Origin of the sequence: Nonomuraea mangrovi (genome assembly GCF_042681425.1) — a bacterium.
Classification (GTDB): Bacteria; Actinomycetota; Actinomycetes; order Streptosporangiales; family Streptosporangiaceae; genus Nonomuraea; species Nonomuraea mangrovi.
Genome location: NZ_JBHUFV010000046.1, coordinates 83901 through 97981, shown reverse-complemented (window position 1 = coordinate 97981; position 14081 = coordinate 83901). Strand labels below are relative to the sequence as shown.

Here is a 14081-nt window from a genome sequence, read left to right as displayed (position 1 = left end):
GCTCTCATGGCCGAGCTCGACGACGTCGTCGCGGCAGTGGCGGCAAGCCCGGCGATCCGCGCCAAGCGCTCGATCGGGCTGGTGTCGGAGGTGCTCGGCGCCTCCGGCTGGGTCGAAGGGCCAGGCGACGACGGCGCCGCCGTCGACGTGGACGGCCGCACGGTCATCGCCTGCGGCGAGGCGCTGTGGCCACCGTTCGTGCGCGCCGACCCCTACGGCGCGGGTGTGGCGGCGGTGCTGACCAACGTCAACGACGTGGCCGCGATGGGCGGTCTGCCCTTGGGGATCGTCGACACCGTCGTCGCGGACGAGGCCACCGCGCGCTCCGCCCTGGAGGGCATGCGCGAGGCGGCGCGGCTGTACGACGTGCCGATCGTCGGCGGCCACCTCACGATCTCCGCCGACGCCGCCCCCTCGATCTCCGCCTTCGCCGTCGGATCCGCCGACGCCCTGCTCTCCACCACGCACGTGCGCGAGGGGCAGGACCTGGTCGTGGCCGCCTGCACCGACGGCGTCATGCGCGAGGACTTCCCGTTCTTCCCCTCCTTCGACGAGCGCGGACAGGATCTCGCGGGGGACGTCCGCCTCCTGGCCGACATCGCGAGGAAGGGCCTGGCGGTGGCGGCCAAGGACATCAGCATGGCCGGACTTGTCGGCTCCCTCGCGATGCTCCTCGAATGGGGCACGTTCGGCGCGGAGGTCGGTCTGGCCGCTCTCCCCGCGCCCCGTGACGTGCCGCTGGCGTGGTGGTGCACGTGCTTCCCCTGCTACGGCTTCCTGCTGACCTGCGAGCGCGGCCAGACCAACGCCTGCGTGCACGCCTTCACCTCCCGTGGCCTGTCGGCCGCCAGGGTCGGCGGCATCGACGGAACAGGCGTGATCACCCTCACCGCCGGCGGGCGCTCCCTCCCGGCCCTCGACCTGACCAGGGTCAGGGTGACAGGGCTCGGCGTGCGCTAGCCGTACCGCGGCCCCCGGCGGAGCCACGCGTCTGCCCGGCGGCTGCGATCCTCCAGGCCCGCCACCAGACCCTTGCGCCAGGCCGATCCCTCCTCTAAGTTATGGCCCATAACTAAGGGAAGGCTTACCTATGAAAACCGGTGGGCGCACGGCCGCCTTCACCCTCCGTGACGTGGTCCGCGCAGGGACGCGGATCGGTCTGGCCGAGCTCACCGTGCAGGGCGTCGCCGACGCGCTGGGCGTCACGACGGCGGCGGTCTACCGCCGTGTACCGAGCCGTTCGGCGCTGGAGAGCCTGGTCGGCGAGGCCATCCTGGAGGATCTGATCCTCGTCGACGACCCGGCCGAACCCACCGTCGCCCACCTCGTCGGCTTCGCCGCGCAACTGCGGCGGTTCACGCTCGGGCGTCCGGGCACGGCCCAGTACCTCCAGCGGCTGTTCCCGCGCGGGCCATCGGGCATCCGGCTCCTCGAGCACCAGATCACCGCCCTGGGCCGGCGCGGCTACGACCCTGCCGCCGCCACCGTGCTCAGCTCCGCGATCGCCACCATCACCCTGGGGGTCACCGTGGCCGAGCAGGAGCGCGCGGCCCACCTCGATTCCGAGACCACCGACGAGGCGCTGGCCGCGATGGCAGGCTCGGCACTCGTGCGGCAAGCCCAGGCGGGCATTCCCGCGCACACTCCGGAGGACTTCTTCGTGTTGATGCTCACCGCGGCCGCCGAGGGGTTGGTCGCCCGACTCCCACCCGGCCGGCCGATCACGGTCCCGGGGACGGCCGGCTGATGGCGAGAGGGTACGGCGGCGCTGTCGCCAAGGCGTTCGGCGCGCAGGACCACACGCTCACCGTCGTGGCCGTCCAGGACATCACCCCGCACTTTCGCCGCATCACGTTCGACGCGCCGACCCTCTTCGACGGCGGGCCGATCGAGCCGGCCGCCTGGGTACGCCTGTGGGCGCCCGATCCCGACCGTCCTGGACGCGAGCACCAGCGCGGCTACACCCTCGTCGACCCCGACCCTGGCCTGCGGCGAGTCAGCCTGGAGTTCCTGCTGCACGAGCCGGCGGGTCCTGCGTGCGCGTGGGCGGGACGGGCCGGGGTCGGCGACACCGTCGAGGTGACGAGGTGGGCCTCCACCCACTTCGCCGCCCCCTACCCCGCGCCCGAGGGTTACCTGCTGGTCGGCGACGCGGCCTCGCTGCCGGGGATCAACGCGATCCTCACCGCGGTGCCGGACACGACGCCGGTGGAGTTGCTGCTGGAGCGGTTCCACGACGAGGACGGGGAGATCCCGATCACCGCACATCCGCGGTGCACGGTGACGTGGCTGCGGACCACCGGCGACCCGGCCACGCTGGCCCGCGCGATCGGCGAGCGGGACTGGTCGAACTGGTACGCCTGGGTCACCGGCGAGACGGCGGCGGCCAAGCAGGTCAGGGCCAGGTTGAAGGAGCTCGGTTTCCCCAGGCCGGACATGCACGGCAGGGCGTACTGGACCCGAGGCAAGGCGATGGGGGTCGACCGCGAGCGAGCCGTGGACCAGGAACCTGCCGAGCCCCGTGAGGGAGCCGTGAACCAGGAGCCGTCCGCGCCCCATGAGGGAGCCGTGGACCGGGAGCCGTCCGCGCCCCGCGATGGAGCGACCGACCAGCCACGCGGCACGCGGCCAGGAACGTCCGGCCGCGGGCGGTGGCGGTCGCGGGCGGGCGCGCACCTCCTGGCCCCGCTGCGCACCCGTCTCCTGCTGGCCGGCCTGTTCCAGGCCGTGGTCTCGCTGCTCCAGCTCGCCCCCTACGTCCTACTGGTCGAGCTGTGCCGCAGGCTGCTGGCGGGCGGAACCCGCCTGGCCGAACTGGGCGTGCTCGCCCTGATCCTGATGGGCGCGGGCGCGGCCCTGGCAGGCCTGCTGGTCGTGGCGATGCACGTGCTGGACGCCCGCTTCGGCCATGAGGTGCGGGTGAAGGTGGTGGACAAGCTGTCCCGCCTCCCCCTGGGCTGGTTCACCGCCCACAGCTCGGGCAGGATCAAGCAGGCGGTCCAGGACGACGCGGCCGACCTGCACTATCTGGTGACCCACGCGGTTCTCGACGTCGTGGCGGCCCTGGTGACCCCGCTGGCCGTGCTGGCCTACCTGTTCTCCGTCTCGGGCCGGCTCGCCGCCGCCCTGCTGATCCCGCTGCTGGTCTTCTTCGTCCTGAGCGCCCGAATGGTCCAGGCCTCCACCTCGCAGCTGGCCCGGTTCACGGCGTGGGAGGCACGGGTCGGCTCGGAGGCGGTCGCCTATCTGGACGGCCTGGCCGTGGTGCGCGCCTACGACGCCGGTCCTGCGGGCGGCTTCCGGGCCACCCTCGCCGAGCGCGCCCGCTTCCTCGAGGCCTGGCAGCGGCCGCTGTCGAGCCGCAAGACCCTGGTCGACCTGGTGACCCGCCCGCTCACCTCCCTGCTGCTGATCATCGTGGCGGGCGGTCTGATGCTGGAAGGCGGCCTGTTGAGCGCGGCCGACCTGCTGCCGTTCCTGCTGCTCGGGGTGACCTTCGGCAGCCGGCTCCTGAGCGCCGCGTACGGCATGGGCTCGATCAGGGAGGCGCAGGCGGCGGCCCAGCGCATCGGCCTGCTGCTGGAGGAGCCGGAACTGGCCGAGCCGGACCGGCCCCGTTCCCCGCAGGGCGAGCGCCACACGGTCCGCTTCGAGAACGTCGGTTTCAGCTACGACGGGCGGCACGCCGTCCTGGAGGGTATCGATCTGGAGCTTGTTCCCGGCACGGTGACGGCGCTGGTCGGCCCCAGCGGCGCGGGCAAGTCCACCCTCGCCGCGCTGCTGGCGCGCTTCCACGACCCGGCCGAGGGGCGTATCACCCTCGACGGCGTCGAGCTCGGCGAACTCTCCCTGGCCGAGCTGTACCGCAAGGTCGGCTTCGTCTTCCAGGACGTCTCCCTGGTCCGGGGCAGCGTGCACGACAACATCGCGCTGGCCCGGCCGGAGGCGAGGCGCGAAGAGGTGGAGCGGGCGGCCAGGGCGGCCAACATCCACGACCGGATCACGCGCCTGCCCGACGGCTACGACACGCACGCCCGGCTGTCCGGAGGCGAGGCCCAGCGGATCACCATCGCCCGGGCGCTGCTGGCCGATCCCAGCGTGCTCGTCCTGGACGAGGCGACCGCCTTCGCCGACCCCGAGTCGGAGCACCAGGTGCAGCAGGCGCTCAGCCGCCTGGTGGCCGGCCGTACCGTCCTGGTCATCGCGCACCGCCTGCACACGATCGCCGGCGCCGACGCCATCGTGGTGATCGACGGCGGGCGCGTCGTGCAGCGCGGCACGCACCCTGAACTTCTGGCCGTGGCAGGCCTCTACCGCGAGCTGTGGCAGGCCGCCCAGTCCTCCGAGGTGACCGCATGATCCTGAGCCTGATCGACGACCGTCGTGCGGTCACCCGCTACGCCTGCCTGCTCGCGACGAGCGCCGTGGTCAGAGCTGGGGCCGTGCTGACTCTGGTCCCGCTGCTGTCGGCGCTCTTCTCCGGCGGCGACGCGCTCTTCTGGGTGGCGGCGCTCACGGTGCTCGTGGCGGCGGGCTGGGCGTTGGACCACCGCGTCGCGGACGCCGGCTTCGCCATCGGCTTCGAGCTGCTTGGCGGCCTGGAGAACCGGCTGGTCGACCGGTTGCAGCGCACTCCGCTGGGCTGGTTCACCACCGAGCGGAAGGCCGAGGGGCGGCGGGCGCTGACCTCGTCGGGACGCGAGCTGTGCCAGGCGGTCGCGTGGCTGGTGACCCCGGCCGCCAACGCGCTGCTCACCCCGGCGCTGGTCGGGCTGGGCCTCCTGCCGGTCGCCCCCGCGCTGGGCCTGGTGGCGCTGGCGGCCGTGCCGCTGCTGCTGGGCGCCCTGTGGGCGAGCATGCGGTGCGTGCGCGCCGCGGACGACTCCTACGCCTCGGCGTCGGGCGAGGCGGGTGAGCGCATCATCGAGCTGGCCCTCGCCCAGCCCGCGCTACGGGCGGCCGGCCGCGCGGGCACGAAGGGCACGGCCGTCGGCAGGGCGCTGGCCGGGCAGCGCGCGGCGGCGCTGCGTCTGATCGGGTACGGCCTGCCGGGGCAGCTGATGTTCGGGCTGGCATCGCAGGCGGTCCTGCTCGCCCTGGTGGCCACCGCCGTGCTGGCTGAGCTGGGGACCCCCGAGATCGTCGCCCTCGTCATCGTCGCCGTCCGCTTCGTCGAGCCGTTCACCACCCTGGCCGACCTGTCCCCCGCGCTGCAGAACCTGCGCGGGACGCTCGCCCGGGTGCGCGACCTGCTCGAGGCACCCGTGCTCGACGGCTCCCGGCCGGCACCGGATCCCGGTGCTCCGGCCCTGGAACTGCGCGACGTGCGGTTCGGCTACGAGCCTGGCCGCGCCACGATCGACGGAGTCTCCTTCACCGTGGAACGCGGCACCACCACCGCCGTCGTCGGCCCGTCGGGCGCGGGCAAGAGCACTCTGCTGGCCCTCATCGCCCGCTTCCACGAGGTGGACTCAGGCAGCATCCGGGTGGACGGCCACGACGTGCGGGACTTCGACCCGGCCGCGCTGATGGGCCGGCTGGGCATCGTCTTCCAGGACGTCTACCTGTTCGAGGCGAGCCTGCGCGACAACGTCCGGCTGGGAGACCCGCGGGCCACCGACGAGCAGGTCCGGGCGGCGGCCTCGGCGGCCCAGCTCGGCGAGCTGGCGGAGCGCCTGCCCGACGGCTGGGACACCCGGGTCGGCGAGCGGGGCGCGAGCCTGTCGGGCGGGGAGCGCCAGCGGGTCAGCATCGCCCGCGCCCTGCTCAAGAACGCGCCCATCCTGCTGCTGGACGAGGCCACTGCCGCGCTGGACACCGGCAACGAGCGCGCCGTCGTCGGCGCTCTGGAGGCGAGCGGCAGGGAGCGGGCGACCCTGATCATCGCCCACCGGCTCAGCACCATCGCCCGCGCCGACCAGATCATCTTCCTGGAGGCGGGGCGCGTGGTGGAGTCGGGGACGCCGGCCGAGCTGCTGGCCCGGGAGGGCAGGTTCGCCGCCTACTGGCGGCAGCGCGAGCGGGCGGCAGGCTGGACGCTTACCGAGGTCGCCACTCCCACTCCCTGACCGGGCCTTCCCCAGGGGAGCTCACAACGCCGGGGTCTCGTCCTTGAGCGGGGAGGCCGGGACACGAAGGAGCCGGGCGGCCCAGGCGGGCAGCCACCAGTTCCACCGGCCCATCATCGCCACGGCCGCCGGGAGGAGGACGCCGCGGATGAGGGTGGCGTCCAGCAGGACGCCCAGCGCCAGGCCGCTGGCGAAGACCTTGACGTCCAGTTCGGGGGTCATGGCCAGGGCCGCGAACGAGACGAACAGGATCAGCGCCGCGGAGGTGACCAGCCGTCCGGTGCGGCCGACGCCCTCGACGACCGCGTGGCGGGTCTCGCCGGTCCTGTCGTACTCCTCGCGCATGCGGGCCAGGATGAACACCTCGTAGTCCATGCTGAGGCCGTACAGGAACGCGAAGATCGTGAGGGGGACGAACTCGCCGATCGATCCGGTGGGCTGGATGCCGAGGATCTCGCGGGTGCCCCAGCCGAACTGCCACAGCAGCACCATCGCGCCGATCACCGCGCCGAGCGACAGCAGGTTGAGCGCGATCGCCTTGACCGGCAGCAGCAGCGACCGGAACGCGCGGGCCAGCATCACGAAGGTGACCAGCGCGATCATGGCCAGCATCCATGGGACCGCCCCGTAGGTGTGAGCCCGGAAGTCCATGCTCTGTGCCGCGTTCCCGCCGACGAGCACGCTCTCCGGTACGGCGGCGCGGACGCGGGTGACGGTCGCTTCGCCGTCGACGGCGCCGCTCTCGGCCTCCGGCAGCACGGAGATGACCGCGCTCCCGTCACGCCGCCAGGCGGACGACTCCGGCGCGAGCACGGCCGCCACTCCCTCCACCTGCCTGACCCGGTCGACGACGCCGAACGAATCCCCGGTGACCAGGGCGTCGATGGGGGTGATCACGCCCGTGGGAATGCCGGCCAGGGTGAGCGCGGCCAGCCCTTCGTGCCCGGGGCCGGTGGCCGGCAGGTGACGGCTTTCCGGCAGGCCGAGGTTGACGCCGAGACCGGTCGCGGCCAGAGCCAGCAGCAGCCCGCCGGCGCCGAGGATCGCGGCCCGGCGCAGCCGTACCACGCCGCGGGCCCAGGCCGACCACGCCCGCCCCGCGGCGGCCTCGCGGGCGAACCGCGCGCCGGTAGCGCCGCGGCGGTCCAGCCGCCGGCCGGTGAGGGCGAGCAGGACCGGCAGCACGGTCAGCGTCGCCGCCACGCTCACCGCACAGATGATCATTCCCGCGATGCCCAGGCTGCGCAGGAACGGCACCGGCAGCACCACCATGGTCACCAGCCCGGTGGCGACCGCGGCGCCGCTGAACAGCACCGCGCGTCCGGCGGCCGCCATGGCCCGGTGCACCGCCTCGTCGCCGCGCACGCCGCCGGCCTGCTCCTCACGCCAGCGGGCCACCAGCAGCAGCGAGTAGTCCACGGCGATGCCCAGGCCCAGCAGCGGCATCGTGGTCAGCGCCACGTCGTGCACGGTCATCATGAGCGTGAGCGGCAGAATCACGATGAACGACACGAAGACCGACAGGACGGAGATGAGGATCGGGACCAGCGCCAGCGCCGAGCGGAACACCAGCGACAGCACGATCACGGCGGCGAGCACCCCGACACCGATCTTGGCGGGCACGTCCACGCCGCCGGCGTCCACGCTGGGGGCGAGCGTGTCCAGCCCGGTGACGTGCACCCGGGTGCCCGCCGGCAGGTGCGGGATCATCGCCTCGACGATGGCCGGGCTCTCGTCGGGCGTCTCGCCCAGGCCGCCGCCCGGCGGGCTGCCGTCGGAGTGGGTGCCGGGGAAGACCAGCCCGAACGTGGTCCGGGCGTCGGCGCCGACCAGTCCGGGGTCACCGGTGTCGGCATACGACACGACACGTGCCTGGGGCAGCTTCGCGGCCACGGCGGCGAAGGCACGCCCGATCGCCTCCCTGCTCGTGTCCGCGCGCCGCCCGCGCGGCAGCACGACGACCGGTACGAAGGGCCGCTGGTGGCCGCCGTTGCCGTAGATCCTGACGATCTCCTGGTTGGCCTCGAAGGCCGGCATCCCCGGGTGGGCGTACTCCTCCGACAGGCGTTGGATCGCGATCGGGGTCGCGCCCATGCCGACGAGAAAGGCCAGTAAGGCCAGCAGGGTGACCAGTCGCTTACGGCGCAGGACCCAGGCCGAGATTCTCTCCATGGCCCCAGCGAAACAAAACGATCTTCAGCGCCCCTGTGACAGGCCTTGGACCCGAGTGTGACCATGACTCCACCCCGCGAGCCCACATCGTGTTGGATGGTGACCCGTGCGGATGAAGATCATCGTCCAGCGGGTGCGCATGGAGGGCGAGGAGTACCGGGTGATCCGCCCGGCCAGACCTCTCACCAACGGGGCTCTCTACGACGACGGCCGCCACTACGCCATGTACGTGGACCGGGTGGACGGCCGGCGAATCGGCACGCTGTGGCTGCTCGCCGCGCGATCTCCGCGCTCCTTGACATACCTGCCGATGCGCTCCACCCCGCCCGCCCCCGGGATCAACCCCGACCTCGACCGGGAGGAGAGGTGCCCGGACCGGCCGCTCGACCTCGTGCTGGCCCACCACTCGTTGCAGTTCCCACCGTCACGCTGGAAGCGGCTGCGGGCGCGGATCACCGCGGGGAGCCCTCCGCACGAGCTCCGGACCGCGAGCGTCCCGGACGCCGACCTGCCCGCCGACGAGGACATCGACTACCGGGCCCTGAACTTCCACGAGAACAGGGACGCGCTCCACCAGCGTGTGCACGCCGAGACGCTGTTCCTGACCGGCAGCGCCGCGGCGTTCAGGGAGCCGGCCCGTCACTTCTTCGCCGTGGCGAAGGAGGGGCCGGTCGCTGCCGCGAGGTCGCTGTACATCTCTGGCGCGTGCAACTACCACGTCTGCCGGCTGTTCTACTGGCCGCATCTGGATCCGGGCGGTGGACAGGACATCCACGTGGAGTACTGCCCTCCATGGACGCGTTGACGCGCGGTCCCTGTCCACGCGGGGCTAAGGCCCGGACAGGGCGGCGGCGGTGCCGTTGACGAGCGTCCGCAGGCCGTGTTCGAAGGCGTCCTCGCCGAGCGGGGGGCCGCCCTCGCGGACGGCCCGCAGCAGGGTGGCCGAGGCGCCGCCCTCGAGCACGTCGGCCAGCGCGGCCAACCGGTCCTGCGGGGTGTCGGCCTGCTCGCGAGGCACGCTCTGCTCCTGGAGGACGAAGCCGGTGACGTAGTGGCTGACGGCCGTGATCGTGCGCAGCGCCAGCACCGGGGTGAATCCGCAGCCGACCATGGCGGTCAGCTCGTCGTCGAACATCCGCGTCGCTTCCAGGCTCAACTGCCGGGCGTTGACGACGACGCGGGCGCCGTCGCGGTGGGCGAGCAGGGAGGCGCGGTAGGCGCGGGCACGGCGGGTGAGCCACTCCTGCCAGGGCTCGCCGTCGCGGGGCGGCCCCATCCCGGCGGCCCTGACGATCGCGTCGGCCATCCCGTCGAGCAGTTCCTGTTTGGTGCGGACGTGCCAGTACAAGGCCGGCGACTGGACACCCAGTTCGGCGGCCAGCCTGCGTACCGTCAGCCCCTCCAGCCCGACGTCGTCGAGCAGCCTCAACCCGGTGTCGATCAACGTCTGCCGGGTCAGACCTGGCCGCTTGCTCGCGCGCACGGTTGACACCTTAGCATCGCTAAGTCAGGCTTAGCAGTGCTAAGGAACTCTCGGCCACACCGGGGGCATGATGTTCACGACCGTTTCGGCCGACGGCACCGAGGTCCGCGCCTACGACGATGGGCAGGGCCCGCCGATCGTGATGGTCGGGCCAGGCCTGGACGACGGGACCCGGCTCCAGAAGGTCGCCACGCTCCTGTCCGGGCGCTTTCGCGTGCTGCGCCTGCACCGCCGGCAGTACCGGCTGGATCTCAAGACCGATCTCCGGCAGGGCTCACCGTGCTCCGTCGCCGAGGAGGCCGAGGACGTCCTCGCGGTGGCGCGGGCGGCCGGCTCACCGGCCGTGCTCTACGGCCACTCCTCCGGCGCGGTCGTCGCCCTCGAAGCCCTGGTGGCATCGCCGTCCTCGTTCGCCGGCGCCGTGATCTTCGAGCCGGCCGCGGTGACAGGGCCGCCGCTGGCGAGCGCGGGCGGCGAGGTGCTCGAGCGGGCGCGGGCGGCGATGGAGGCAGGCAGGCCCGGCCAGGCGATGACCATCTTCATGCGGGACACCGTGGGGCTGCCGGACCTGCAGGCTCGGCTGGCGGGCCGGCTCACGGCCCTTGTCCCCCGTTACCGCAGGCTGGTGCCGTGCCAGCTCGACGACCTCGAGGCGCTGGACCGGCTGGGTGTTCGCCTCGGCGCTTACGCCACGATCGAGGTTCCGGTGATCCTGCTCGGCGGAGACCGCAGCCCGGCGCACCTCGTCGAGCGGCTCGACGCCCTCCAGCGGGTGATGCCGAGCGCCGAACGGGTGGTGATGCGCGGGCGGGACCACGGCGCCGACCTGAAGCATCCGGCGCAGGTCGCCCGGATCGTGCAGGATCTGGCCGGCAGGGTTCTCCCGCCGATCTTGTGACTGTGGCGGAGTTCCGCGCGCCGGTGGCCAGGTCGACGCTCAGTCACCACCCTGCGGGTCCTGCGTGATGCCCGGACGTCGGCATCGGGTGAGCGTGAAGGACGGTCCGCAGCTCGGTTGAAGGCTCGCCGCGACCAGCGTCTCGCGGCAGGTCATGGCGCGGCGACGCTGCGGTGATCTTGGTCGGGTTCATCATCCACAGCACCTGGTCGATGCCCTGCGCGGAGGCGCTGACCGTGAGGACGGTGAACACCTGCCCGTCGCGGCGCAACAGGGCGGAGGTCTGTCCGTTCGTGCTGGCCCACGCCACTTCGACACCGTCCCAGAACTGGTTCGCGAACGCCTTGACGTACTTCGCCACCCGGAATGCGCCGACGACGGGGATGCGAGAGGCACGGACGGCGCCGCCGCCGTCGGAGTAGCTGGTGACGTCGGCGGCCAGGAGCTCTTCCAGCGCGCCCAGGTCGCCGGAGCGGGCGGCGGCGACGAAGGCCGTCAGCAGCCTGCGCTGTTCCGCTTTGGTCACGGACGCGCGGCGCCCGCGGAGCACGTGTTTGCGGGCTCGGCTGACCAGCTGGCGGACCGCCGCCTCGTTGAGCTGGATGATGTCGGCGATCTGCCGGTAGGGGTAGTCGAACGCTTCACGCAGCACGTATGCCGCGCGTTCGGTGGGCGAGAGCCGTTCCAGCAGGAGCAGGACCGCGAACTCCAGAGCTTCGCCGCGCTCGGCGCCGAGGTGTGGATCCGCGGTGGTGTCGACGGGTTCGGGAAGCCAGGGGCCGACGTAGGCCTCGCGGCGGACCCGCGCGGACTGGGCGGCGTTGATGGCCAGCCGCGTGGCCGTCGTCGCCAGAAACGCGGCCGGGTTGACCACCGCGGCGCGGTCACAGGCCTGCCAGCGCAGCCAGACGTCCTGCACCAGGTCCTCGGCCTCGGCGACGCTGCCCAGCATCCGGTACGCGATCCCGAACAGGCGCGGCCGCACGCCGGCGAAGACCTCTGCGGCCTGTTCGAGGCCTTCCGGCCCGCCGGATCCGCTCTCCGCCACGGCATCTGCCACTGTCATCGCCCCCTGATTCGCCGGTGTCCCACACACCGCCGGTGGTTCCATCTTTCCGCCACTTCGGCTGCCGCCTGCCCCTCGGGTGCCGCGTTACGGGACGGCCCCGCTGCCCCTCACGACTCGGAAATTTTCGCTGAGGCTGTCACAGGCGGGGAGGCTGCCCGGTCTTAGCTGGCGACCGAAGGCGGCAGGGCCCCGGCGTACAGAAGGGTTCGACATGAAGATCGTGGTGGTCGGGTCGAAGCTCGTCACCAAGCTCGGCGAGTGCGCGGCCCCGCCTTCATAGAGCCCGCGCCCGTCCCGAACGCGGGCGGCCCGCCTTCGCGGGCATGACGCCTTCCTGGAAGGTCTACTACGACGCGTATCTCACGGCGGGGGTGCCGTCCGGGGCCCACGTGCCGGGCATGGACGAGGCCGGCTGACCCGCGGCCAGGCCACGATCACGAGCGCGACCGGAACGCGGGAATCAGCAGGAGAAATCCATGATCTCCCAGCATCGGCTCCTCATGCCGCAGGACGGTCGGTCAGGCCGCCGCGTGTCGCCTGTCGCCTTGTCCTGATGACGACGGCGCCGAACATGGCGAGCCCGCTGATGACGATGCGCGGCGCGCCCGGCTTGCCGCGCCTGGTGCCGCGCTTGCCGAACAGGCCGAACAGCCCCAGGCCTCTGACCTTGACCTCGATGTCGTCGGGGACGACGATCTCGGTGCCACCCCACAGGGCGAGAGCGCGGATGCGCGTCTCGTGGGCGGTGAAGGCGGCCTCGCTCAGGTCGATCCTGCCGCCGCCGAACATCGACACGACGGAGAACCTGCGCGGGACGACCCACTGACCCTCGTGCTCGAACCCGCCGAACAGGCCCAGCGCGAAGCGGGAGGTGGGCTGCTGGTCCACCACGAGCAGGTCCGTGCGGCCCGGTTCGGGCAGATCGCGACACACCCGCTCCAGGTCGGCGTGCGTCTTGGCCTCGTAGATCCTGGTGAGCCGCGTATCCAGTTCGGCCAAGTCGATCCGCCCGTCGGCGGCGGCCACCCGCACGCGGTCCGCCGCGCGGTCACGCTCGTGGTCGGAGGCCCGCACCTGCTGGTCCTCCGTGCGCCCGGGATGCTCCATCATGTTCAGTCCTGTCATGTCGATCCACGCCTCGCACCACGCGAGGGTGCCGCCCGGTTCGCGCGGCCGAGGTCCACCTTATTATCCAACTGGAGAATAGGTTGGCGCCAGTGCGCTGCGGTCGGCGCTCTGCCGTAAACCGGGCATCACCGCGTAGGCGAAGGCGGCGAAGAGCCCTGCCATGAGTCCGGCGCTGAGCGTGGACAGGACGAGGGCGATGGTGCTGAGGGCTTTCACACTGCTCTCCATGGAGTGGTGGACCGGCGCTCTCAGGCGACGGTCAGGACGATCTTTCCGGTGGTGCGGCCGCTCTCGGCGATCTCGTGGGCCTTGGCCGCCAGCTCCAGGGGCAGCGCCGCCTCGATCCTGGGGCGCAGGCGGCCGGCCGCGGCGAGGGCCGCGATCTCCCGCATGCCCGCCTGGTCGGCTTCGACGATCATGAAGGCGGCGCGGAGCCCGAGCGGGCGCGCCTCGGCCGCCAGGTACGCCTCGGCCGGTGAGGCCAGCGAGACGACGATGCCGCCCGCGCGCAGCGTCCGCAGCGAGCGCGGGCCGTACTCGCCGCCGATGGTGTCGATCACCACGTCGATGTCGCCGGTCGCGACGCCGAAGTCGGCCTCGGTGTAGTCGATGACCTCGTCGGCGCCCAGGCCACGCACGAACTCGTGCTTGGCCGCGCGGGCGGTGCCGACGACGTACGCGCCGCGCGCCTTGGCGATCTGGACGGCCAGGTGGCCGACGCCGCCTGCCGCGGCGTGGATCAGCACCCGTTGGCCGGACCGCACGTCGGCGGTGTCCACCAGCGCCTGCCATGCGGTGAGCCCGGCCAGCGGCAGCGCGGCCGCCTCCTCGCGGGAGAGCCCGGCGGGCTTGCGGACCAGGTGCCGCGCGGGCGAGGTGACGTACTCCGCGTAGGTGCCGGCGGGCAGCGGGTGGCGCGGCAGACCGAACACCTCGTCACCCTGCTCGATCGTGGTCACGCCCGGCCCGACGGCCTCCACCACGCCGGACACGTCCCAGCCCAGCCTGACCGGGGCGTCGCCGCCCGCCAGGCCCCCGCTGGCCCGGTGCCAGATGTCGGTCGGGTTGACCCCGGCCGCGCGCACCCGCACGAGCACCTCGGCCGGGCCTGGCTCAGGCCGCTCGGCCTCGACCACCTGCAACACCTCAGGGCCGCCGAAAGAGTCCTGACCTACAGCGCGCATCATCGCATTCCTCCCGTTTCGTGTGGAGTAAGCCTGGCGCGGCCGGCGGGGGCCCACGAGTGGCCAGATAGCCAATATG

General features: G+C 72.6%; 12 protein-coding genes. 6 read left to right on the top strand and 6 right to left on the bottom strand.

The window, feature by feature from the left end; all coding sequences use genetic code 11:
- The first annotated feature begins 6 nt into the window (after positions 1-6).
- The 4 genes from ACFSKW_RS29940 to ACFSKW_RS29925 all read left to right on the top strand — a co-directional run bounded on the left by ACFSKW_RS29940 (position 7) and on the right by ACFSKW_RS29925 (position 6068).
- Positions 7-960 (top strand): AIR synthase related protein, encoded by a 954-nt coding sequence (locus tag ACFSKW_RS29940; RefSeq protein WP_379575816.1) that lies wholly within the window; start codon positions 7-9, stop codon positions 958-960.
- A 130-nt stretch (positions 961-1090) separates the two neighbouring features.
- Positions 1091-1747 (top strand): TetR/AcrR family transcriptional regulator, encoded by a 657-nt coding sequence (locus ACFSKW_RS29935; RefSeq protein WP_379575815.1) that lies wholly within the window; start codon positions 1091-1093, stop codon positions 1745-1747.
- Positions 1747-4359 carry an ABC transporter ATP-binding protein/permease gene (locus ACFSKW_RS29930; protein ID WP_379575814.1) on the top strand — a complete coding sequence of 871 codons (2613 nt, stop codon included), beginning with the start codon at positions 1747-1749 and terminating at the stop codon, positions 4357-4359. Before ACFSKW_RS29935 ends, ACFSKW_RS29930 begins: the two co-directional genes overlap by 1 nt.
- Positions 4356-6068, top strand: a complete 1713-nt coding sequence (locus ACFSKW_RS29925; RefSeq protein WP_379575813.1) for an ABC transporter ATP-binding protein — start codon at positions 4356-4358, stop codon at positions 6066-6068. Before ACFSKW_RS29930 ends, ACFSKW_RS29925 begins: the two co-directional genes overlap by 4 nt.
- 21 nt (positions 6069-6089) lie before the next feature.
- On the opposite strand, the gene ACFSKW_RS29920 is transcribed toward ACFSKW_RS29925, so the two are convergent.
- Entirely contained in the window at positions 6090-8240 is a 2151-nt protein-coding gene (locus ACFSKW_RS29920; RefSeq protein ID WP_379575812.1) for an MMPL family transporter, read from the bottom strand.
- Positions 8241-8352: 112 nt separating this feature from the next.
- Here ACFSKW_RS29920 and ACFSKW_RS29915 point away from each other — a divergent pair, with 112 nt between their 5' ends.
- Complete coding sequence (locus tag ACFSKW_RS29915) at positions 8353-9045, top strand: hypothetical protein (protein WP_379575811.1); 693 nt, start codon at positions 8353-8355, stop codon at positions 9043-9045.
- A gap of 24 nt (positions 9046-9069) precedes the next feature.
- Here the strand turns inward: ACFSKW_RS29915 and ACFSKW_RS29910 are convergent, their stop codons facing one another.
- Positions 9070-9723 (bottom strand): TetR/AcrR family transcriptional regulator C-terminal domain-containing protein, encoded by a 654-nt coding sequence (locus ACFSKW_RS29910; protein ID WP_379575810.1) that lies wholly within the window; start codon positions 9721-9723, stop codon positions 9070-9072.
- 67 nt (positions 9724-9790) lie between these two features.
- Here ACFSKW_RS29910 and ACFSKW_RS29905 point away from each other — a divergent pair, with 67 nt between their 5' ends.
- Complete coding sequence (locus ACFSKW_RS29905; protein ID WP_379575809.1) at positions 9791-10621, top strand: alpha/beta fold hydrolase; 831 nt, start codon at positions 9791-9793, stop codon at positions 10619-10621.
- A gap of 43 nt (positions 10622-10664) precedes the next feature.
- Here ACFSKW_RS29905 and ACFSKW_RS29900 read toward each other — a convergent pair whose 3' ends face one another.
- The 4 genes from ACFSKW_RS29900 to ACFSKW_RS29885 all read right to left on the bottom strand — a co-directional run bounded on the left by ACFSKW_RS29900 (position 10665) and on the right by ACFSKW_RS29885 (position 14002).
- On the bottom strand, positions 10665-11687 hold the full coding sequence (locus ACFSKW_RS29900) for an RNA polymerase sigma-70 factor (protein ID WP_379575808.1): 1023 nt from the start codon (positions 11685-11687) through the stop codon (positions 10665-10667).
- 501 nt (positions 11688-12188) lie between these two features.
- Complete coding sequence (locus tag ACFSKW_RS29895; RefSeq protein WP_379575807.1) at positions 12189-12815, bottom strand: DUF1707 SHOCT-like domain-containing protein; 627 nt, start codon at positions 12813-12815, stop codon at positions 12189-12191.
- A 63-nt stretch (positions 12816-12878) separates the two neighbouring features.
- Entirely contained in the window at positions 12879-13034 is a 156-nt protein-coding gene (locus ACFSKW_RS29890) for an anthrone oxygenase family protein (protein WP_379575806.1), read from the bottom strand.
- A 32-nt stretch (positions 13035-13066) separates the two neighbouring features.
- Entirely contained in the window at positions 13067-14002 is a 936-nt protein-coding gene (locus tag ACFSKW_RS29885) for an NADP-dependent oxidoreductase (RefSeq protein WP_379575837.1), read from the bottom strand.
- Positions 14003-14081: the final 79 nt, after the last annotated feature.

What these genes read in the sequence shown, in the direction of transcription:
- ACFSKW_RS29940 (WP_379575816.1), top strand. Translation starts at nt 7, where the DNA reads ATGGCCGAGCTCGACGACGTCGTCGCGGCAGTGGCGGCAAGCCCGGCG.
- ACFSKW_RS29935 (WP_379575815.1), top strand. Translation starts at nt 1,091, where the DNA reads ATGAAAACCGGTGGGCGCACGGCCGCCTTCACCCTCCGTGACGTGGTC.
- ACFSKW_RS29930 (WP_379575814.1), top strand. Translation starts at nt 1,747, where the DNA reads ATGGCGAGAGGGTACGGCGGCGCTGTCGCCAAGGCGTTCGGCGCGCAG.
- ACFSKW_RS29925 (WP_379575813.1), top strand. Translation starts at nt 4,356, where the DNA reads ATGATCCTGAGCCTGATCGACGACCGTCGTGCGGTCACCCGCTACGCC.
- ACFSKW_RS29920 (WP_379575812.1), bottom strand. Translation starts at nt 8,240, where the DNA reads ATGGAGAGAATCTCGGCCTGGGTCCTGCGCCGTAAGCGACTGGTCACC.
- ACFSKW_RS29915 (WP_379575811.1), top strand. Translation starts at nt 8,353, where the DNA reads ATGAAGATCATCGTCCAGCGGGTGCGCATGGAGGGCGAGGAGTACCGG.
- ACFSKW_RS29905 (WP_379575809.1), top strand. Translation starts at nt 9,791, where the DNA reads ATGATGTTCACGACCGTTTCGGCCGACGGCACCGAGGTCCGCGCCTAC.
- ACFSKW_RS29900 (WP_379575808.1), bottom strand. Translation starts at nt 11,687, where the DNA reads ATGACAGTGGCAGATGCCGTGGCGGAGAGCGGATCCGGCGGGCCGGAA.
- ACFSKW_RS29895 (WP_379575807.1), bottom strand. Translation starts at nt 12,815, where the DNA reads ATGACAGGACTGAACATGATGGAGCATCCCGGGCGCACGGAGGACCAG.
- ACFSKW_RS29885 (WP_379575837.1), bottom strand. Translation starts at nt 14,002, where the DNA reads ATGCGCGCTGTAGGTCAGGACTCTTTCGGCGGCCCTGAGGTGTTGCAG.